The sequence below is a fragment of the Clostridium pasteurianum BC1 genome, from assembly GCF_000389635.1.
In the GTDB taxonomy this organism is placed as follows: domain Bacteria; phylum Bacillota; class Clostridia; order Clostridiales; family Clostridiaceae; genus Clostridium_I; species Clostridium_I pasteurianum_A.
This window is the reverse complement of record NC_021183.1, coordinates 32,782-53,393: the sequence shown is the minus strand read 5'-3', so window position 1 is coordinate 53,393 and position 20,612 is coordinate 32,782. Positions and strand designations below refer to the sequence as shown.

The 20,612-nt window shown below is 28.9% G+C and carries 23 protein-coding genes; 17 read left to right on the top strand and 6 right to left on the bottom strand.

The genetic code is table 11. The features are described from left to right. The first annotated feature begins 166 nt into the window (after positions 1-166). The 11 genes from CLOPA_RS23470 (at position 167) to CLOPA_RS23420 (ending at position 10,371) form a co-directional block, all read left to right on the top strand. Complete coding sequence (locus tag CLOPA_RS23470) at positions 167-1,138, top strand: alpha/beta fold hydrolase (protein ID WP_015617887.1); 972 nt, start codon at positions 167-169, stop codon at positions 1,136-1,138. Between the two features lie 3 nt (positions 1,139-1,141). After that, positions 1,142-2,983 carry an ATP-binding protein gene (locus CLOPA_RS23465; RefSeq protein ID WP_015617886.1) on the top strand — a complete coding sequence of 614 codons (1,842 nt, stop codon included), beginning with the start codon at positions 1,142-1,144 and terminating at the stop codon, positions 2,981-2,983. 3 nt (positions 2,984-2,986) lie between these two features. Then, positions 2,987-3,592: a response regulator gene (locus tag CLOPA_RS23460; RefSeq protein WP_015617885.1), complete on the top strand. Its 606-nt coding sequence runs from the start codon at positions 2,987-2,989 to the stop codon at positions 3,590-3,592. Between the two features lie 268 nt (positions 3,593-3,860). Beyond that, the gene (locus tag CLOPA_RS23455) at positions 3,861-4,061 is read left to right on the top strand and encodes a helix-turn-helix transcriptional regulator (protein ID WP_015617883.1); all 201 of its coding nucleotides are present in this window, start codon (positions 3,861-3,863) and stop codon (positions 4,059-4,061) included. A 99-nt stretch (positions 4,062-4,160) separates the two neighbouring features. Further along, positions 4,161-4,583: a helix-turn-helix domain-containing protein gene (locus CLOPA_RS23450; RefSeq protein ID WP_015617882.1), complete on the top strand. Its 423-nt coding sequence runs from the start codon at positions 4,161-4,163 to the stop codon at positions 4,581-4,583. An 89-nt stretch (positions 4,584-4,672) separates the two neighbouring features. Beyond that, the gene (locus CLOPA_RS23445) at positions 4,673-5,008 is read left to right on the top strand and encodes a DUF3852 family protein (RefSeq protein ID WP_015617881.1); all 336 of its coding nucleotides are present in this window, start codon (positions 4,673-4,675) and stop codon (positions 5,006-5,008) included. A gap of 29 nt (positions 5,009-5,037) precedes the next feature. Next, the gene (locus CLOPA_RS23440) at positions 5,038-5,538 is read left to right on the top strand and encodes a conjugal transfer protein TrbL family protein (RefSeq protein WP_015617880.1); all 501 of its coding nucleotides are present in this window, start codon (positions 5,038-5,040) and stop codon (positions 5,536-5,538) included. Positions 5,539-5,594: 56 nt separating this feature from the next. Next, positions 5,595-7,025: an IS1182 family transposase gene (locus CLOPA_RS23435; protein ID WP_015617879.1), complete on the top strand. Its 1,431-nt coding sequence runs from the start codon at positions 5,595-5,597 to the stop codon at positions 7,023-7,025. A gap of 369 nt (positions 7,026-7,394) precedes the next feature. Beyond that, a complete protein-coding gene (locus CLOPA_RS23430) occupies positions 7,395-8,549 on the top strand; it encodes a MerR family transcriptional regulator (RefSeq protein ID WP_015617878.1) in 1,155 nt (384 codons plus the stop codon). A gap of 298 nt (positions 8,550-8,847) precedes the next feature. Next, complete coding sequence (locus tag CLOPA_RS23425) at positions 8,848-9,477, top strand: transglutaminase domain-containing protein (RefSeq protein WP_015617877.1); 630 nt, start codon at positions 8,848-8,850, stop codon at positions 9,475-9,477. A 315-nt stretch (positions 9,478-9,792) separates the two neighbouring features. Beyond that, positions 9,793-10,371, top strand: coding sequence for a site-specific integrase (locus CLOPA_RS23420; protein WP_015617876.1), 579 nt, complete (start codon positions 9,793-9,795; stop codon positions 10,369-10,371). 260 nt (positions 10,372-10,631) lie between these two features. On the opposite strand, the gene CLOPA_RS23415 is transcribed toward CLOPA_RS23420, so the two are convergent. The 4 genes from CLOPA_RS23415 to CLOPA_RS23400 all read right to left on the bottom strand — a co-directional run bounded on the left by CLOPA_RS23415 (position 10,632) and on the right by CLOPA_RS23400 (position 14,430). Then, on the bottom strand, positions 10,632-10,994 hold the full coding sequence (locus CLOPA_RS23415; protein WP_015617875.1) for a hypothetical protein: 363 nt from the start codon (positions 10,992-10,994) through the stop codon (positions 10,632-10,634). 39 nt (positions 10,995-11,033) lie between these two features. After that, positions 11,034-11,270, bottom strand: coding sequence for a BhlA/UviB family holin-like peptide (locus CLOPA_RS23410; protein WP_015614964.1), 237 nt, complete (start codon positions 11,268-11,270; stop codon positions 11,034-11,036). A gap of 19 nt (positions 11,271-11,289) precedes the next feature. After that, complete coding sequence (locus CLOPA_RS23405) at positions 11,290-11,829, bottom strand: sigma-70 family RNA polymerase sigma factor (protein WP_015617874.1); 540 nt, start codon at positions 11,827-11,829, stop codon at positions 11,290-11,292. An 807-nt stretch (positions 11,830-12,636) separates the two neighbouring features. After that, complete coding sequence (locus CLOPA_RS23400; RefSeq protein WP_015614966.1) at positions 12,637-14,430, bottom strand: multicopper oxidase family protein; 1,794 nt, start codon at positions 14,428-14,430, stop codon at positions 12,637-12,639. Between the two features lie 230 nt (positions 14,431-14,660). Between CLOPA_RS23400 and CLOPA_RS26345 the strand changes: the two genes are divergently transcribed. From CLOPA_RS26345 to CLOPA_RS26705, 5 genes are all read left to right on the top strand, one after another. Then, on the top strand, positions 14,661-15,218 hold the full coding sequence (locus tag CLOPA_RS26345; RefSeq protein ID WP_080648292.1) for a group II intron maturase-specific domain-containing protein: 558 nt from the start codon (positions 14,661-14,663) through the stop codon (positions 15,216-15,218). 149 nt (positions 15,219-15,367) lie between these two features. Next, positions 15,368-16,573 carry a macrolide family glycosyltransferase gene (locus tag CLOPA_RS23390; RefSeq protein WP_015614967.1) on the top strand — a complete coding sequence of 402 codons (1,206 nt, stop codon included), beginning with the start codon at positions 15,368-15,370 and terminating at the stop codon, positions 16,571-16,573. Between the two features lie 95 nt (positions 16,574-16,668). After that, positions 16,669-17,403: a YiiX/YebB-like N1pC/P60 family cysteine hydrolase gene (locus tag CLOPA_RS23385; protein ID WP_015614968.1), complete on the top strand. Its 735-nt coding sequence runs from the start codon at positions 16,669-16,671 to the stop codon at positions 17,401-17,403. Positions 17,404-17,889: 486 nt separating this feature from the next. Next, the gene (locus CLOPA_RS26710; RefSeq protein ID WP_242834283.1) at positions 17,890-18,051 is read left to right on the top strand and encodes a recombinase family protein; all 162 of its coding nucleotides are present in this window, start codon (positions 17,890-17,892) and stop codon (positions 18,049-18,051) included. A 188-nt stretch (positions 18,052-18,239) separates the two neighbouring features. Then, positions 18,240-18,566 (top strand): hypothetical protein, encoded by a 327-nt coding sequence (locus CLOPA_RS26705; protein ID WP_242834352.1) that lies wholly within the window; start codon positions 18,240-18,242, stop codon positions 18,564-18,566. Between the two features lie 273 nt (positions 18,567-18,839). On the opposite strand, the gene CLOPA_RS23370 is transcribed toward CLOPA_RS26705, so the two are convergent. Both CLOPA_RS23370 and CLOPA_RS23365 read right to left on the bottom strand, forming a co-directional pair. Next, positions 18,840-19,610, bottom strand: a complete 771-nt coding sequence (locus CLOPA_RS23370) for a flavodoxin family protein (protein WP_015615004.1) — start codon at positions 19,608-19,610, stop codon at positions 18,840-18,842. Positions 19,611-19,749: 139 nt separating this feature from the next. After that, positions 19,750-20,157 carry an amidohydrolase family protein gene (locus CLOPA_RS23365; RefSeq protein WP_242834353.1) on the bottom strand — a complete coding sequence of 136 codons (408 nt, stop codon included), beginning with the start codon at positions 20,155-20,157 and terminating at the stop codon, positions 19,750-19,752. 143 nt (positions 20,158-20,300) lie between these two features. On the opposite strand from CLOPA_RS23365, the gene CLOPA_RS23360 reads away from it, so the two are divergent. Beyond that, positions 20,301-20,585, top strand: a complete 285-nt coding sequence (locus CLOPA_RS23360) for a transposase (protein WP_015613496.1) — start codon at positions 20,301-20,303, stop codon at positions 20,583-20,585. Positions 20,586-20,612 lie beyond the last annotated feature (27 nt).

Genomic DNA, 20,612 nt, shown 5'->3' with positions numbered 1-20,612 from the left:
TAAAACATTAATCATGCTTTGAATTTCATTAGCAAAATTTATTAATTCAGTTTCTTTTAAATTTTTCAAATCTATTTATATCGCTTCATGTTTTAATACTTAATACGTTATAATTAAAGAATATTCTATTTCTAAATACACAAGAAAGGATGTGAAACTTGCTATAATGAAAATACTATCAAATATAGCAGATAATTATGCTTTAAATAATTTCCACAAAAAATACAGTAAAAAGGATCAGTTTAATTATGATGAGGAGGAAGTCAATAAACTTAATAGTGATTTCTCAAAGTTTTATAAAAAGCCTATATTACCGAAAATACATTATGAAAAAGATACAACTAAAAATAATTACGAGATAGGAAAAATAAAATTTTTAAGTGAAGTGGAGAATGGAGACAGTAATAAGGAGGCTTTATTTCACTATAGAAAATATTTGGGCACAGATAATAATATAAATATTATTTTGATACATGGTTGGAAATCTGAAACTCTTCATAGATTAGATAAAATTTTTTTAGATAGTTTTATTGAGAGAAGGTATAATATTTATAGTTATGTACAACCTTTTCACATGGAAAGAACTCTAAATACATCATATAGTGGAGAATATTATATAAGTGCAGATGTAAACAGAACACTAAAGTCTGTTCAGCAATCTGTAAGTGATATTAGAGCTTTAATAAGTTATATTAAAACTGAAAAAGAAGGAAAAATTATAATCATAGGTTTAAGCTTAGGGGGAATAGTTTCTAATTTGTTAGCCGAAACTGAAGAGAATATTGATGGGGTAGTATCACTTTTTTATGGTAATGATTTATCATTTACAGTATTTGAATCCGAGGTTGGAAAGTATATAAAAAAAGATTTTTTGAAAAATAATTTTGACTATAGTTTATTAAAAAAAAGTTGGAGTATTATCAATCCAAGCTTAAGGAAACCCGTGTTAAATCTTGATAAAATACTACTTATATCTGGTAAACATGATAAAGTTGTTTTGAATAAAAATACAAATTTGGTGTGGGAGAACTGGCAAAGCTCAGAAAGATATATATATAATTGCGGTCATTCCGGAACGGTGCTTTGTAAAAATAGACTTAGGAGAGATGTTTTAAAATTTATAGATAAGAGAGTGTAGTTTATGGTAATTGTAGGTATATTATTATTGTTAGTGGCATTAATAATTATTATTAAGGATTATAAAACTGAATCAACTATATGGTTGTCAGCAATATGTTTTTTCACTGGAATCGGGACGTTAACTGTTGTTTTTAAAACATATTTTACGATATATCTTATACCATATTATAGCTTTACTCAAGAAAGAATAAACTTAATATATCAAATAGCTGCTGTCTATATGTCACTTGACTACTTCATAGTGCCTTATTGTATGTTACTTTATGGATTATCCCATACAAATATAATTCATAAAGACAAGAAGAAAATAATATATCCTATTTTATTAATACCAGCTGTTTTAAATTTTATATTAGTACCAATAAAAAACAACTTTATGAAGACACCTGCAGAACTGATGTCGTATTTTAAAGTATTATCAATATGGTCTGTGCCATATATTTTTGGAGGACTTATTTTCTTAGTTTACTCTTATTTTAAAGAAAAGTCTTACTTGATGAAAAAGTATAAGTTTAAAACTATAGTTATTCTCGCTCCATGTTTTTTTTACACAGCGTTGTCTACTATAATATTTAGAGCATTTGGGATAGAAAACACTTGGCAATACTTTACATTTTTAATTCCTATACAGTTTATGGAATTTTTATATTTTGCATTTAAATATGGAGTTTTCGGTGTGAAAATAAGATTTCACAGGTATAAATTTGCGTTTGAAAATAGTTTAGATTTTGTATCTGATTCAACTATTGCACTAAATGAGAATTTAAGTGTTATTGAATTTAATAAAAGATTTAAAGAAAATTTCCTATTAAAAAAAACAGATGAAAAAAAATATAAAAATTTTGATGATATTATTAATGACAGTAAATTATTAAAGCATAAAAATAAACTCTTAAATTTAATAAGTGAATCTAAAGATAAAAAGATAAAGAACTTAGAGATAGTAATAAAGAATATATCGGGGAAAAAGTATTTTGCAGTACAAGCCAATCCAATAATTATAAATAATGAATACCTTGGTACAATTCTTGTATTTAAAGATATCAGTGTTCATATAGAAAATTTAAGGCTTATAAAAGAAAATCAAATGCAATTAATTGAAAAGGAACGTCTTTTATCTTTGAACCAACTAATAGGAGGTGTAGCACATAATTTAAAAACTCCACTCATGAGTTCTTCAGGAGGAATTGAAATTATAAAAAGGGATATAGAAAGAATAAATCAATATACTAAAGATAATAGTCAAAATGATATTAATATAAAAAAAACAATAAATGAGGTTAATAAATGGAGTGATAGAATTACAGAAAATTTGATTTATATTTCTAATGTAATAGATGCAGTTAAAGGTCAAGTTACTCCTTATGATAAAGATAATGAAGATTATTTTACGATAAAAGAAATAGAAAAAAAGATTATGATATTAATGGATTTTCAGATCAGAAAAAGTAAATGTAAATTTATAAAAAAAATAAAAATAGAAAGTAATTATAAAATTAAGGGTGATATTAACTCTCTAGTTCAAGTTTTAAATAATCTCATATCTAATGCTATAGAATCAGTTTCAGCTAAAGAAAATGGTACTGTAATTTTCGGAATATATAAAGAAATAAATAATGTTATTTTTTATGTAAAAAATAATGGCGATAAAATACCAGAAAATATACAGAAAAAAATATTTAAACAGATGATTACAACTAAGGGTAAGAACGGTACTGGACTTGGATTATACATATCTAAATTAATAATAAAAGTTATGTTCAAGGGGAAAATATATTTTAATACAGATGATGAAGAAACAATTTTTTATGTAGAACTACCTTTAAAGGACATGGAGGGCTGAAAAATGAATAAAGGAATAAAAATAATTGTAATTGATGATGACGAAGGACTTATTGAAGCTATAAAAGATAGCTTTGAAGATAAATATTATATAGAGGGCTTTACAAGCTCTAAAGAGGCTATTAAGAAATTGCAAAAAAAGAAATTTGATATATTATTATTAGATTATTATGTAGATGAAATGAATGGAAAAGAAATAGTTAATGAAATAAGAAAAACGAATAAAGATTTATATATAGTTTTGATTACAGGGTATGGTGAAGAGATCACAGGAACTGAATCATTAGAAAATCTAAATATACAAAATTATTTTGAAAAAAGTGGAGACTTTAAAAAGTTAATAACATTCATAGAGGGAGTAATAAAATCTATAGATTTTTTTAATAATAAATCTTGTACAACTGCTGAAAGATTAAAAAAATTGAGAAAAATTAACAATCTAACTCAAGATGACATAGCTAAATATTTAGGTATAAACAGAACAGCTGTGAGCCAATATGAATCAGGTGAGATACTTCCATCTACTCAAAACATTATAAAATTAGCTAAATTATATAATGTTACAACGGATTATATTCTTTGTTATGAACTTGATGTAGAAAAAAAATGATATTAAAAGGGAAATTGGTTACATGAATAACATTATTCTATTACCACCTATACCACATATAGTCAATAAAGACATTATTCTTCTAGTGTCTTTATTTTTTCATTTTTTGAAAACTATTGACACGTCAGTTAAACTGACATATAATTATATTAAGGTAAGTTTAACTTACCCAAACGTTGCTAAAATAATAAATGAATATGTGAAAAACAAAAATGTATAAGTGAAAAGGAGGGAATACAGGTAAAAAGGAGGGAATACAAACAAAAAAATGATAAAACTAACAATGTTAAGACTTGAAAGAAATTTAACACAGGAAAAATTAGCAACGTATATAGGAAAAAGCAGAAGCACATTATCTTCATATGAAAATGGGAAAATTATTCCACCTTATAAAACTATCTTAAAACTTAAAAAAATACTAAATTACTTTGAAGATGATTTACTTAATGAAGTAGGCTACAAAAAATAATTAAGAAAGTCAAATAATTCAGTATATAGACACAGGTGTATAAGGGGTTAGAAGTGTTCCCAAAAATCAATAAAAAATGTTGCAAATGGAGGAATGTAAATGTCGGGTAGAAAAATAACTTTTAATAAAGAGAAATCAATCGAATTATATAAAAGTGGATTAAAGTACAAGGAGATAGCAGAGATATTAAATGTAAATGAAAACACTTTAAGATCATTCTTTAAAAGGAATGTAATTAACAATAATGAAATCAATTCTAAAAGGCTAGAGAATAAAAAATCACTCAATATAGATAAAAATAATGACAGTGCTTTTGAACTAGAGCATAGTAATTTACTAAGTGCAGATGATTTAAAAGAACTTAGAGAAGAAAAAAATTACGGTATAAATCCAAATGAAAGTGTTGGTACTTACTCATTTTTACTTTGGAATAGGCAGTCTTATAAAAAGGGCAAAAGAAAAAAATTCATATTTGATGAAAATAGAGGAGCGATAACTAATGATGTGCCATCAAGTTATTGATAATAAAGAATGAAAACTGTATTGATTAAAAGATAATCAATACAGTTTTTTATATTAAAAAAATTATTTAAATTTTAGGAGGAATTGAAATGAAAATTAAAAATTTATTAAAAAAATTACCAGTGATTACAGCAGGTGCAGGAGCTTTTATTACAGCAGGAACACAATATGCTTATGCAGATGCAAACGGTGCCTTAAATCAAGCTAAAGACAATGTTATAAACCAAATTAAACCTATAGTTAATACAGTTGTTGTACCTGTCATAGACGTTGTTCTTGTTGCTATTTTGTGCGTTCTGATAGCTAAAGCGGTAGCGTCTTACAAACGTGGTGTAGAAATAGAGCTTTTAGGAATAATCCTAATGGTTGCAGGAATTACACTTGTAACTACATTCCCAGTATGGGGTTGGGCTTTAATTGGATAATAATATAAAAAAAAGACAGGTGATTCTTTATGATGGATATAGTCTTTACTTATCTTAAAGATCAAATTATTGGTATGGCAGGAAAAGTATTAACATATATGACTAATGCCTCAATTGATCTTTTTAGCAACAATCTAGTAACTAATATTCTAGCCCTATTTGACTTTATAGGGCTTATACTGCTTGCTGTAGGAATTCTTTTTGCCATTGCTAATGTTTATATCGACTACTTAGAAAGTGACTGTATAAACGTTCATTTGCTTATTATAAACATCATTAAAGCTATTGTCGCCTATACATTTATACGTGTAGGTGCTATAGCTCTTTACGATTTAAGTAATACAATTAACACTTATATATCTCAAATTGTATCAACACCTGATTATAATACTCAATTATCAACTATAAATACTGTGCTAAATAATCTTGGTATTGGATTGATATGGACTCTTTTAATTGGCATAGTAGCATTATTTGCAGTTATAACCTGCTTAATAGGGCGTGGTGAAAAACTTAGTATTATAAGTTAAAATAAGAATTAGAATTTATATCTAGTTCTTATTTTTTTACTAACAAGGAGGACGTAATGCTAAAGAAAAATATCAAAAAAGAATTTAAAATTATATCTTCTACTCTTGATGATTTGGTACCCAAAAATCATTTGCTCAGAAAAATTAACAATAAAATAGATTTTTCATTTATCTATGATAAAGTAAATAACTTATATTCACCTAGGGGTAGGCCTTCTATAGATCCTGTAGTTCTAGTGAAAATAATACTTTTAGCATCTTTATACAACATAGATTCTGAAAGAAAACTACTAAATGAGATACAAGTAAATTTAGCATATAGATGGTTTTTAGGAATAGATCTTGATGAAAAAGTACCAGATAGAACATCTTTATCTAAAAACAGGAATGGAAGATTTAGAAATTCTAATTTATTTCAAGAAATATTTGATGAAATCGTTAGACTCTGTATAAAAGAAAATATAGTTGGTGGGAAGCTATTATTAACTGATTCTACTCATATTAAAGCTAACGCTTCAAAAGAAAGACATGAAACTATATTGCTTTACGAAGGCCCAAATGAGTACAATAGAAGACTTGATCTTAGAGCGAAAGCTCTCGCTTATAAAGTTAAAGAAAATAATCCAAACAGTAAAAGGAATACTTTTGGTGGAGATGCAAAAAGTGAAGATTATCTTGTTAAAGAAAAAATGCAGATTAAAAGCATTACAGATTCTGAAACTGGATATTTGGGCAGACCAGGTAAACCGAAAGGTTTTCACTATCTTAATCATCAAAGTCAAGATAGTAAATATGGGATAATTACTGATGTTTATGTTACACCTGGCAATGTGAATGATTTCATACCTTATATAGATAGATTAAAAGTTCAACAAGAAAAGTTTGGTTTTAAAATAGAAGAAGTTGCAGCTGATACTGGATATGATTTTCCACAAGTTCATTGGGGTTTAGATCAGTTAAAAATAAAGGGATATATAAGCAAAAAAGATACTGAAGAAAAAGATAAAGGAAAAGTATTTCCACCAAGTAAATTTAAATATGATGAATTTAATGATATTTTTATATGTCCTAATAATAAAATACTTAGATTTACTAGTGTTAATACTGGCAAATACAAAAAAAGAAGCTATTCTGCTAAGCATATTGATTGCCAAAATTGTTCTTCAAAAGATAAGTGTTCTCCCTCTAAAGTAGCTAGACGAATTGATATTAGCTTTGATAGAAAATCTATGAATAAAAACTATAAGCTTATAGACAGCTTTAGATATACAGAAGCTATGACTTTAAGAAGAATTTATTGTGAAGGTAATTTTGGAATAATGAAGGAAAATCATAATTTAAGAAAAACTAGAAAAAGGGGCATTAAAAATGTATTAGAACAATGTCTCTTTTCAGCATTGGCTTTAAACATTAAAAAGTTAATAAAGTACAGTAAAGGAGAATGTAAGGCTTATATAAAAGCCTTAACTATTCAATTTATTACTTAATTTAAGAAAAAAAGGTAGCATATTACATGGATCTTGTAATGTACTACCTTTTTCAATTGAGTTTTTCACCACGCCCAGCAGTTGTGTTGATTTCAAAAGAAATATATTCTAAATGTGATTCAGAACTAAGTGGTGGAAATATAATAATATTTTAGCCAAACATACGACTTACAAGCCTTTACAGGATGTTATAGAAACACTTAAGTGATATTAAGAATTCTTAGAATTAAAATTTTAAAAAAGTGTTGACTCTAACGCTACGTCATAGTGCAATATATAAGTAGAGCTTAACTATATTGACAAAAACTCACAGCCGGCGGAGTGTTAGATAGTAGTGATAGCTCTAAAATCAAACTTTGAGGTGCAGTAATGAGAACAGTAAAACAAGTTTCGGATTTGACAGGAATAAGTGTGCGTGCACTACATTACTACGATGAAATCGGATTATTAAAACCAAGTGAAATCACAGAAGCAGGTTACAGACTTTATAACGAAGAAGCTCTTGAAATCTTGCAGCAGATTTTATTTTTTAAAGAACTTGATATTCCTTTGAAGGAAGTTAAAGAGATCATGGCTAGTGTCCACTTTGATAAAATGCAAGCGCTAAAAAATCAGAAAAAATTGCTTATTTTAAAACGCAATAGATTGAATGGTTTAATTGAGCTTATAAACAAAACATTAAAAGGAGAAAATACAATGAGTTTTGAAGAATTTGATATGAGTGAATATTTTAATGTATTGGAGGAATTTAAAAAAGAGCACGAGGATATGGTAATTAAATACCATGGTAGTGTAGATAAATATAATGAATTTATTGAAAAATGTAAATCTAATGAAGCTAAGATTGCTAAAATGGCTATAAAGCAATATGGAAGTATTGAAAAATATACTGAAGCTATTAAAAAGAATCTTAGTAATATGCCAACTATAATGGAACAAAATGATAAGTTTAAAAAAGATTGCTTGGAAGATAAGCATCCTAAATTAAAAGAACTATATAAAAAGCTTGTATCTGATTTAAGTAAAGATCCATCTTCAAAGGAGATTCAAGAAATTGCTGAAGAAATAACAGATACAGCTAAAAAAGATTATGAAATTTTCAAAATGGATATGGGAGACGATAATTGGTACTATATGGTGCAAAATTATTTATTAAATCCTGAGTGGATAAAAGCAGTTGATAAGAAATATGGCAATGGCACATCTAAATTTATCGGAGAAGCCCTAAAATTTTATTTGGGAGATAAGCAGCCTAAATTAATAACACTATATAAAAAGCTTACATCTGACTTAAGTAAAGATCCTTCATCAAAGGAAATTCAACAAATTGTTGAGGAAATGGCAGATATAACTAAAAAATATCATGAATTTTTAAAAATGGATATGGGAGATAACTATTGGGGTTATATGGCAGAGTCTTATTTATCAAAACCTATGTATATAGAAGTTACTGATAAGAAATATGGCAGTGGTGCATCTAAATTTATCGGTGAAGCATTAAAATTCTATTCTGAAAATAATTAGGATTAGGAAGTATGAGTTCCACACAATGGTAATTCTGTTAAATTGGACAGCTTAATATTAAGTTGCCCAATTTTTTGTTTCCAATAATTAGTTCCATCAGTTATAAAAACGTTTATTGCATATTTATTAGTTAATATGTATAATAATACATATGGTTATTATTATTTATATAAATTATTGTAATTCTATAAGAAGTGTTGATATTAATGGAACAAATCAATCTAAATCTTAATAATATTATAAAAGTTACATCGGCTTTATGAATTAAGTTTTATTTAATCTATACAGGGGGGAAAAAATGGATTTAAAGATTTTTTTACAAGAAAATAAGTATATCGATTTTTCATCTCAAATTATTCAGAGCAAATCACATGAATTATTTAGAAATATAAATAGTAATACAGAAAAGGCTAAAATAGCATTTGAATATGTTAGAGACGAAATCCCACATTCATTTGATATACAAGCAAGAATTATTACTGCAAAAGCATCTGATGTTCTAAAATATAAGACTGGTATTTGTCATGCAAAAGCTAACCTTCTTGCTGCTTTATTAAGAACACAAAGTATTCCAACAGGTATGTGTTTTCAGCACATTACATTAGCTGCTGATGATTCTATGGGTTATTGCGTACATTGCTTTAATGCTATTTTTATTGATAACAAATGGATAAAAGTAGATGCCAGAGGTAATACGAATGGAAAAAATGCACAGTTTTCTTTAGAAAAACCATTACTTGCATTTCAAAATCGAAAACAATATGATGAATATTTTTGGAATGGTATATATGCAAATCCACATGAAGATACAATGACTATGCTTGAAGGTGCAGCTACAATACAAGATATAATAGAACATATACCAGATTATGTTATTGATGAGCCAGATATTATTGAGCAGGAAAACTTTAAGGCGTGCAGCCAATAAAACTGATTGGCAAAAGTGATGAATTTAAACTAAGATGACATTTTTGTTGATGAAGAACGCCGATTCAACACAATAGATATTGTGTTGAATTCACCAAATAAGAGCGAAGCATTGATATATAAAGCTTTGCTCTTATTTTTTTGCCTTTAAAAAGTAAATTTGCAAAAATTAATTCCACATAATATAATATATATTATATTATGTGGAATTAATTAAATGCGGTGGAGCATCATAGAATAGGTACTTATAAAAAATAAATTTGTAAATAAAAGGTAATCAAGTTTAGATATGAAAAATAGAGTGAGGAGTAAATTTATGGAAAGAGTTGAACCTATAAGATCAGAGAAAAAAATTAAAGATCTGAAAAAGTATCTTTTGGGATCAGGAAATATGAGAAATTATGCTTTGATTGTTCTAGGGCTTAATACAGCACTTAGGATTTCAGATATACTTTCATTAACCTGGGAAGATGTATATGATTTTGAAGAAAAGGAATTTAAAACTCATGTTTACATAAAAGAGCAGAAAACAGGTAAGGACAAAAAATTTCTTTTAAATAAGAATTCCATAGATGGACTTTCAAAGTATAAGAAGAAACTTAAAGATATAGATTCTTCAGACTATATATTCAGCAGCCGTAACGGACAAAATAAAGCCATAACAAGATATATGGCCATAAAAATAGTAAAAGAGAGTTGTTCAGCAGTTGGAATAAAAGAACATGTAGGATGCCATTCATTAAGAAAGACCTTTGGATATCATTCATGGAAGAAGGGAGTGCCTGTTCCGGTGCTTATGGAGCTGTTCAATCATTCTACCCAATCAATAACCAAGCTTTATCTTGGGATCTCACAGGATGATATTGATGATGTTTACCGTCTAGTTGAATTATAAAATATTTTTGACTTTGTGAACTATGTATCTAAAAAATTATCCTACAATTGTAGAAATAATTGGGGTGGAGGGAGCATTTTTATCATGAAGTGCAAAGTAAATGGTAACTGTTGTATGATTTAATGCTGAAAAATAGTATAAATATAAACATTTTACAAAAATCTGTTGTATAACATTGAAATCAGGTCAAATTACCAGTAATCATTTACTTTGCCCCTGGTTGAAGAGATGCTCACATTACCCCATAAACTAAAAATTTATTAGTTCAATTTGTCTTTATTAATTTCACCAGCAATAGTTTGTCTTAAAAAATCTATTTCTTCTTGAGTTAAATATGGACATTTCCTTTTTAATTCATGATTAAACATATTAATCTTATTATCAATAACATTAGTAGCTATTTCTTTTAATCTAAAGTGTTCTTCAACTATATTCCATATATTCAAAGCAAATTTCTTATCTTCATTATACTTTGTTATTCCTATATTTTTAATTAATTCATTATTTTTTAACTTTATAAAATTAATAATATGGGTTGATAATATAGTAATAACAACACCTATTATGGAAATTATTGATTTTATAATTATAGATAATACTTGATTATCTATTTCTTTTAACATATTAATCACTCCATCTTCTTAATAATATTATTAAGAAATTTAATCCTTATTTTTTTTATCTATATGTTCTCTAATTATAATAATATTTTTTTTTACATCTTCTATTGCCTCAAATTCCTTTGTTAAATTTAAAATTATATTTTGATAATTTTTCTCTCTAATCTCTTGATTTAAGTCCCTTTTTTCTTGAGCTTTTAAAATATAATATATTAATATTACAGATAATAATGCCCATATTCCCTGAGATGCAGCTAGTTTTAATACATCACTTTCCATTTTGATTTAATTCACCACACTATTCAAGAGCTACTTTCCTTAAATTATTTAAAGCCCTGTTTTTTATTCTATTTACAGATTGTCTAGATATATTTAGTTGTCTTGCTAAATCAACTTCCGACATATTATAAATAAAAAGTTTATTTATAATATCATGTTGATATTGAGATAGCTTGTCTAATAAAGCGTTTAAAAAAATACAATTATCTATTAAATCTTGACTTTCTTCTGTTGTATTTTTTAAAAGAATATTTATATCTAATTCTGTTTCTTTATTAGTTATCTCTATATGTTTCTTAGAGAGTCTAATATATTTATGTCTAATAGAAGTATTAATATATCCAATTATATATTGTTCTTTTTTCAAAGCATCATTTGTGAATATAGGAATAGCTCTTATTGTTTCTATTAAAGCTATTATTAAATCGCTATTTGCACCATCATAATTTAGTTTTCTACTATATTTTTTTATTAATGGATTAAATTTTTCTATAATAGCTAACATAGAATCCTTATTGTCTAATTGTGCTTCTTTTACTAAATTAAATAAATTTCTCATAAAACCCCTCCATTTTTTATATTGATACTATATAAGAAGGAGTTTTTGGTATTATTTGTAACCTGTTTTTACAAATTTATTATAATTAAATTAACAAATTAATTTAATATAATAGTAAAATAATTTACTATCATATTATAAAAATAATGTTAAATCTAAATAAATTTGATTTTATGATATTTGTTATATGAAAGAATAATCATCTAAAATCAAAACTTAAATGGATAGTTAGATTCTTTAATGAAATCAGAAACAGATATATATTGAGGTGTTATCAATATTGCTTATAGAAACTACATTAAGAGATATGATTAATAAAATATTTAATTTTCACTCATCCTAATACAATAAATAGTGAATAATGACATAATTATATAAATTATTGATATTAAATAACATTTAATTTAAACCTTTTACACAAAATCTTACCTTTTGTGAATATATGGCTTGTAAATGGCCATTTTACTTATTTTTATACAGTAAATAATGGTTTGAAGCTGTTTTTTACACGAATCATTGCTATATCTCAATTCAAGAAAATGCTAATGATTCTCTTATTAAAGAGTTATTAATTTGCAGAAATAGTGTTAAAAAAGATAATATTCAATGAATTTATAAGTATACTCAAAGTAATGTACCTATTGAGATTATTTTTAAAACTGTAAAAGTTGCTTAAGGGGAACTCTAAATATATACTGTAAAAATTTGTATTAAAGTTCCTTCATTTATAATTATAAATAAAGGAACTTTAACTTTCTCTACACTTCTTTTGAAGGTTCTATTATCAGATTTTGTAATTTAATGTTTTTATAATATTACTTTATATGGTCTCATCATTTCATTATCTTCATGGTCTATTATATGGCAGTGCCAAACGTATCCTGGTCCAAGATCAGGCCTGAAAGGATACAAGTTAACACCTGGCGAAGTGTCATCAACCGAAGTGTCCTGTGGAGCAAAACGAACCCTAATTGTAGTAACTTCTCCAGGATTAGCTTTAACAGTATCCTTCCATCCATCTTCGTTAGCTGCAGGCAAGGCTGGATTACCCTCCAGATATTGTGTAGCAGGTAACACAGTAGTTGGGCTATTAAATGGAGGAGTGCCGTTTATTGCTATCCAGTCAGTTTTATATTGTTCAGCCTGGAAAGTTTGACGCGCTACAACCTGAGATTGTACAAGATGCAAATGAATTGGATGTGCATCTGGAGTTAAGTTAACTATTTCCCAATCCTCAGTTGAACCAACCTTTGGAAGTTCTGAAATTGGTGCACTCCATTTTTGACCATCAAGAAGAATTTCCACAGGCCCAGCAGAACCCGTTAATTCAATTAATACAAGAGTTCTTTTTGGGGAATCGCTTTTTAGAGCCGGAATAGTGTTAAGCCTTGCTGGAAGTACAGATGGAGAAACTGCGGGAACATCCAACACAGTAAACTGCATAATTTGCCCAACGGTCTCAGGATCTGCGGGAGTCCCTGTAGGGAATGGGGCACTTGCATCATTCCCAAGAATAATCTTGTCTCCCGCAGCAACTCCGGAAAAGTCCACAAGTATATCAGCACGTTCTCCAGGTGCTAAAAGTAAGGACGTAAGATTTACTGGACTTGGGAGATATCCACCATCACTACCTATTTGAGTAAAAGTCATTTTATTAGAGAACTGGAGATTATAAAATCTTGCATTTGATCCATTTAATACTCTAAAACGATACTGTCTTCTTTCTACATTAAGGTTTGGCCATACTTTTCCATTAACCGTTATAGTGTCCCCAAAAAACTCTGGTACCCAATAAGGATGTATATCAGGGTTTATTCCAAGGCTTGGAAACGCAAAGGAACCGTCTGTATTAAATGATCTATCTTGAATCACTATAGGTATTTCATACTTGCCCTTTGGTAAAACAGAGTTTGGCTTATCTAATGGATTTTTAGGATCTCTAAGAAGATAAAAACCTGCAAGACCCATTAAAACATTCAGTCTTGTTAATCCTAATGTATGGTCGTGATACCAAAGAGTAGATGGCAATTGCGTATTAAGATAGGTATAAAGTGATTTAGTAAATGTCGAACCTTTTATAGCTTCTTCATTAGTGAACCATGCATCAGGATGTCCATCTGATGAAGACTCGGTTTCCCCACCATGCAAATGTGGAACTATAGGAACAGGACTTTGTGCTGCCGCAAGACCTGGTGGAAAAGCTGGAACTGTTGCTGGATCTACCATACCTAATCCGTTAGGATCTGCCCAGTGCAGTGTAGGGTCAACAGGTAAAGGATGAGGTTCTGTAAGGCTGTTAACCCATTGGATATTAATTGGTATACCTCTTATTGCTTCAAAGGTGGCACCTGGAGCGTTTTTAAAATTCGGAAATAAAGTACCTGTCAATGGATCCTTTGCTGCCCCGCTGTATCCCCATACAGTAGTCATTGGGAAGCCAGAAGGTAAAATTTGTTGCGAAAACTCGCTTACATCTACGGTATAGTTGTGGCTTATTTTCCCTGTTTGAGTATCTGCTATCACAGTTGGTTCATAAACAGGCGGTATTACTAATTGTTCATTATATTTTGGTATTGATTTTGAATCAAGTGAGATTGTCATGATGAAAGCCCTCCTAAAAAATGATTTTTATAATAAACACATAACAAAATTCTTGTTTATGTGTTCTCCCACTACCCATTACAGGTGTGTAAATTGAGTTATTTCCATAAGTATCATTTAACCATTGTTGTAATTCTAAAACCATTTAATCCATTTTTCATAACCTCATTTCTTAAATTAATCTGTATACATATATAAAAAAGACTTTAAGAAATAATTTGTAACCTTATATGGCTAGAAGAAGATTGAGAACGTGCTTTGAGAAGCAGTGGAAAAAGATTAGAACTAAGCATGATAATCTTAAAAGGCTTAGAATTAATGAATACAAAGCATGGCAATATGCAAATACAAGGAAAAGCTATTGGCGAATAGCCAATAGCCCAATTAATTCCATTTACTTTTCAGTACATGACATCAATACTCCCATTACCCCATATATTAGCGAAGGTTGCGACTTCCTCGGATTCAATTTAAGACAATATAAATCTAACAAAGGGATGCAACTTCTAATAAAGCCATCGAAGGCGAGTGTGAAAAAAGCCAGAGAAACAATAAAGAATGTTTTTAAACAACTGTGGGAAATGTCAGTTGGAGACCTAATTGCAAAGTTGAATCCAATAATTAGAGGCATAGGAAACTACTGGTCAAGTCAAGTTGCAAAGAAGATATTCGAAAATCTCGATACGTATATATGGATTAAGATAAGAAAGCACTTGAAACATTTACACCGTAACAAGCCGTTTAAATGGATTTATAGAAGGTATCTCAAAACTGATTTTATGAAGTAAGTTACATATAATGGTATCTACTTTTCAGTATATGACACGAATGCTTTCACTGCTACCCATAATAATAATTTATTGAATTAAATTTGCTCATTTATAGAATAATATGGTATAATATGGTATGATTTTTGCATAAATAAGGGGGATCTTAAATGAAAAAAATATTATTTGTAAATATGTGCGGTCATGGACACGTTAACCCTACTATAGGTCTCATTAATGAATTAATGAATAGAGGAGAACAGGTTACTTATATTGCCGGTGAAGAGTTTAGAAATAAAATAGAAAAGACAGGAGCTAAATTTAAAGGTTATAATAATTCATTTGATATAGCAAATTTAGTTAATGAAAACTTAAATTTAGAAAATAGTGAGTCGCTGTTAAATTTCATTGATATCTTTAAAAAAATAATTGAAATTTTATTTAATTCAAAGGAAAAATTTGATTACATTATTTATGATTCAGTATTTATGCTAGGTAATGAAGTAGGAAGAGTATTAAAAATACCTGCAATTTGTTCTATTACTACTTTTGCAGCAAATGAAAGAACAAATTGTTTATCATCGCTATTTAATAAAATTGAACCTAAGATACAGGAACTCCTAAATAGTTCGGAGTATATAAACTTTGTTAAATATTCACAAGAAAAATATGGTATAAAGTGTCCTAGTGCTTCTAATGTAATTTTTGGAAAAGGCATGATTAGTATTGTATATACTTCTAAATATTTTCAACTTTGTGGTGAAAGTTTTGATGAAAGCTATAAGTTCATTGGTCCATCAATATCAGATAGAAAGGAAGATATAAGCTTTCCTTTGGAAACTAATGATAAGAAGAAAGTTATTTATATATCTTTAGGTACTATATTTAATAATTCTATTGAGTTTTATGAAAATTGCTTTAAAGCTTTTGATAATATGGATGCAAAGATTATTATGTCTGTAGGTAAAAACATAGATGTTAATACATTTAAATCTATTCCATCAAATTTTATTATTCGTAATTATGTACCTCAGCTTGAAATTTTAAAACATGCAGATGTGTTCATTACCCATGGCGGCATGAACAGTACAAATGAGGGTTTGTATTATGATGTTCCATTGATTCTTATTCCTCAATTTATTGATCAGCCTGCTGTAGCTAATAGAGTAGCTGAATTAGGTGCAGGTATTGTTATTGAAAAAGATAAGGTTACTCCAGAAGTATTGAAGCAGTCAGTAGTTAGGATTCTTTCAGACAACAATTTTAAAATAAACAGTAAAAAGATTGGGAAATCGCTCAGAGAAGCAGGAGGGTATAAAAAGGGGGTTGATGAAATACTTAATTTAATAAATAAAAAATCAAGTTTATTTACATAATTTAATAGGACAAGTGTATGAAAAATTCAACTTATATATAAATCTTAATTTTAATATGTAAATTAAATATATTTATTTTATAGGAGGATGTTATTATGAAAAAAAGATTAATTTTATCTTTACTTATTGCAGTGTTAATATCTGTTAATATCAATTATTTAAGTGTAGATGCGGCCCCTTTACCTATCAGATCTGTTAACTCTGGTTATACTATAACTAAACCAGATGCCCAAATTACTATTGATGATGTAAAAAAGAGTTTAAACGTACCTGATGAAATTGCAAAAGAAATAGTAGATACTTTACAATTTCAAATAAAAATAGATAGAAATTGGGATAACTTAAAAGTAGACAAGGATATGGACTTGTATAATTCTACAGGAAAAGCCATTGGAAAACCTGGCGACATATTAATAGCAGTATTTGATGCTGACAATACTGATATTAATGCAATTAAGATGGGTTCACTTACTACCCATGCTGCTATGGTAGATTCAGATCCAAAAAAAGTTCTTGAAGTCATGCCAAACGGTGTTCAAAACGTTGAAAATGATTGGAGAACTAGATACAAAAAAATTCTTATTCTACGTCCAAAGACTAATGAAGAAACTATTAAAGGTGCCATTGAATATGGACATACCAAAATAAACACACCTTTTAATTTTGATATATTCAATAAAACTACAACTGATAAATTCTATTGTTCACAATTTGTATGGAGATGTTACTTTAACAATGGACTAGATTTAGACAGAAATGGTGGACTAGCTGTTTTCCCATATGATTTTATAAGTCATAAAACTACAATTGTATATAAACAGGGAGAGTAGTGACTTAGAAATCAATAAAAAAAGATACTACAATGAGTTTTGTGTAAATTCGCAAAAGCTTATTGCAGCTTTTTGGGGTTGAGGGAGCATCTGTGCAATTAACTACACTATAAAAATACGTAGTAATCATAGTAAACCAAGAAGCTCAATTCTTTAATTTTTATACTATGTGGGGTGTCTGTAGTAACGGAACAATAATGGCAATAGAAATTACATTATTTGCAAAACTGCCAATCCATTGATATAGAATGCTTACAAGTTCTTTTATCAAAAACCCTGGTTTATGATAACTTAAAATTTTTAGTTTTTAGGATTGTCAAAACACTTAGAAGTCATTATCAAAACTATTGTCAAAAACAAATTTACATAAACTTCCCTTTAGGATAATATTATCACGAGCAGGAGGCTGTTTCAATGAATATTAATTATATTTACGGTTATGCCAGAGTTAGCACGCAGCAATAAGATTTGATACGCCAATTGGATATGCTTAAAAAATATAACTGCAATGAAATCTTAACTGAAAAAATGTCTGGTATCAAAACTAATAGACCGGAGTTAATGAGATTAAAGGATAAAGTTAGAAATGGTGATACTTTAGTTATAGAGAGTTTTTCAAGATTAGGAGAAGTACAAAAGATCTTATAGCTCAAAGGACTAGGGAGGGACTTAAAAGTGCAAGAGCCCGAGGAAGAAAAGGGGGTCGCCCAAAAGTTAAAGATAGAAATATAGATAAAGCCTTGAAATTATATAATTCAAAAGAATACAGTATAAGCGAAATTGTAGAAATGTCTGGAATAAGCCAAGCAACCTTATATCGCTATATACAAAAGCAAGTGAATAGCTTGAAAAACGATCTTGATTCTTCCAGTGAGAAAATAGCTGAAGTCCGTATAAGTCTGAGAGTTGAAAATAATAATAAATTTGTACGTGGGAAGAAAAAAGTCAAAGAAAATATTGAAAAATACTTAAAGCATTATTATAATATGCAAGAATCTGGGTCCACGGATACTGACTATATAATTTTTGTGAAATATAAGAGCATTGATGATTTAAAAAATACGGTATATGAAATATTACGTGATTTAGATAGCGAAGCTTACCAGAAGAACTGCTTTACTGAAGGTGATGCCCATTGTGATGAACTTGGACTGACATGGTAATATAAGCACAATACATAAAACTCCCATTTTTTATATGCTTGGAATTTTATGTATTGTGTATTGCCGTTTTTGTTCCATTACTGCAGAGACCACAGAAATGCATATCTATGTCAGGTCTTTTACATCACTGCGTTTTCAATTTTACTTTTTACTTGTGTACTTGGTGACAGCTATGCTGGTAATTGACCATATAAAAGAAAAATAGAGTATACTGAAGGTGTATCCTATATGTGTATTTACGGTTATTGCTTCAATTGCACAATGTCAGTTGTCCTATCTTTTTTTAGCCAATCTTTTTCCTATAAAATCAAAGAAATTGCCTGCTATCTTCTTAATAAACCCTAACGAAGTATCATAATAATAATCAGACTCAAACCAGCCTTTTTCTTTAAAGTAGCGATAATCATAGTACTTCTTATTCAGAATCAGCATCATGCTTGTACGAGTTAATCTAAAAACCATTAACTTGAAAAAGGAAGGAGGCGACGGCGCAGGACGCATAAGTTCTCTAAAAAATCTTACAGAAGTCTTTTTAATTTTCTTTGATATTTTTCTCTGTTCAAGCTCCGTTCTGGGCTCTAATGCTGTCAAACAGCATCCTTTAGTCACGCAAAATCCCCAATTTCCTCCTATTCTTTCCAGGTACTTCTCGATAGATACTCCTCCGAATATACCTTGGGTAACAATAGCCGTGAAGGTTTTGCCGAAAAAACGTGGCCGGTGTAAGGTAAATGCCAACCGGTCCATTAAGCACTTCATAAGCGCCGTTACCTGAAATGAATAATTGGGTGTAGCAAAAACTACCCCATCTGAATTATTCATTTTCTCGATCAATAAATCCCGGTCATCTTTCAAGGGACAATATTCTTCTCCTTTATTAAAACATAAATTACAACCTTTACAGTATTCAATATGATAGTCCTTAAGAAAAACATACTCAAACTCGATTTCTGCGTATGACTTTAAATTCTTTTCAAATTCTTGCACCGCTTGGTAAGTTGCCTGTTTTCGTTGGCTCCCGATAAATATAGTTACTTTTTTCATTTAAGCTCCCCCTAAATCAACTTTATTTATTACCAGTATCTATAACCTTACAGTGAGAAGTTCTCTATCATTTACGAATTAAAATATCGCATTATTTAGAAATGGTCAAACTTTATTCCTAAAATAAGTCAGCTATGGCCTACTTTAAGCGAGGAAATAATTTTAATGCATTATCCCGGTAAATAGCACAACGTTGTTCATCAGTAAGCAAATCAGTTTTATCTAAAGCAGCCGCTAAGGCAATGCATCCAACTTCCGGTGTATATGGATAATCGCTGCCATATAATAAATTATTAACATCAACAATTTGTAAAAGATCAGTTAATTGCCTAGGTAGACAAGCTCCGGCTATATCATAGTACAATCCTTTTAAAGCATCAAATACATCTATTCTATCTTCTTCTTTTTTTATATTATCTCCAAATGAGTCAGGTGTAATTTGAAGAGCAGGAACAATTCTATCAGCTAGTATTGATAAAAATGCACCAGCATGCGGAATAACAAATTTAATATCCTGGAAACGCTTTAAGGTTCCTTTTAATATCATATTGATTACAGTACGAGTAGTGTCAAAGAAAAATTCCATCATAGGAATAGGTAAACTGGTGTTAGAATAAAAATAGTACAAGAGAAATTGAGAAAGTTCCTAATAAGTTTTAGAATAAATATAAGAGATGGGGGAACTTAATCATGAAAAAACAACATGACAAGCAGTTCAAAGAAGATGCTGTAAAATATTATATGGATCATAAAGAACTTGGAGTAAGAGGCTGTGCTCAAAACCTTGATATAGGTGGTAGCACTTTGTCAAAGTGGATTAGAGATTCTAAAAGCGAAAATGGTATTCAAGTTCGAGGTTCAGGTAATTATTCCAGTGATGAACAAAAGGAAATTGCACGATTAAAGCGTGAACTTCGTGATACAAAGGATGCTCTTGATGTATTAAAAAAAGCCATAAGCATTCTGGGAAAGTGACAGAAGCAATATATCTTGAAGTCCAAG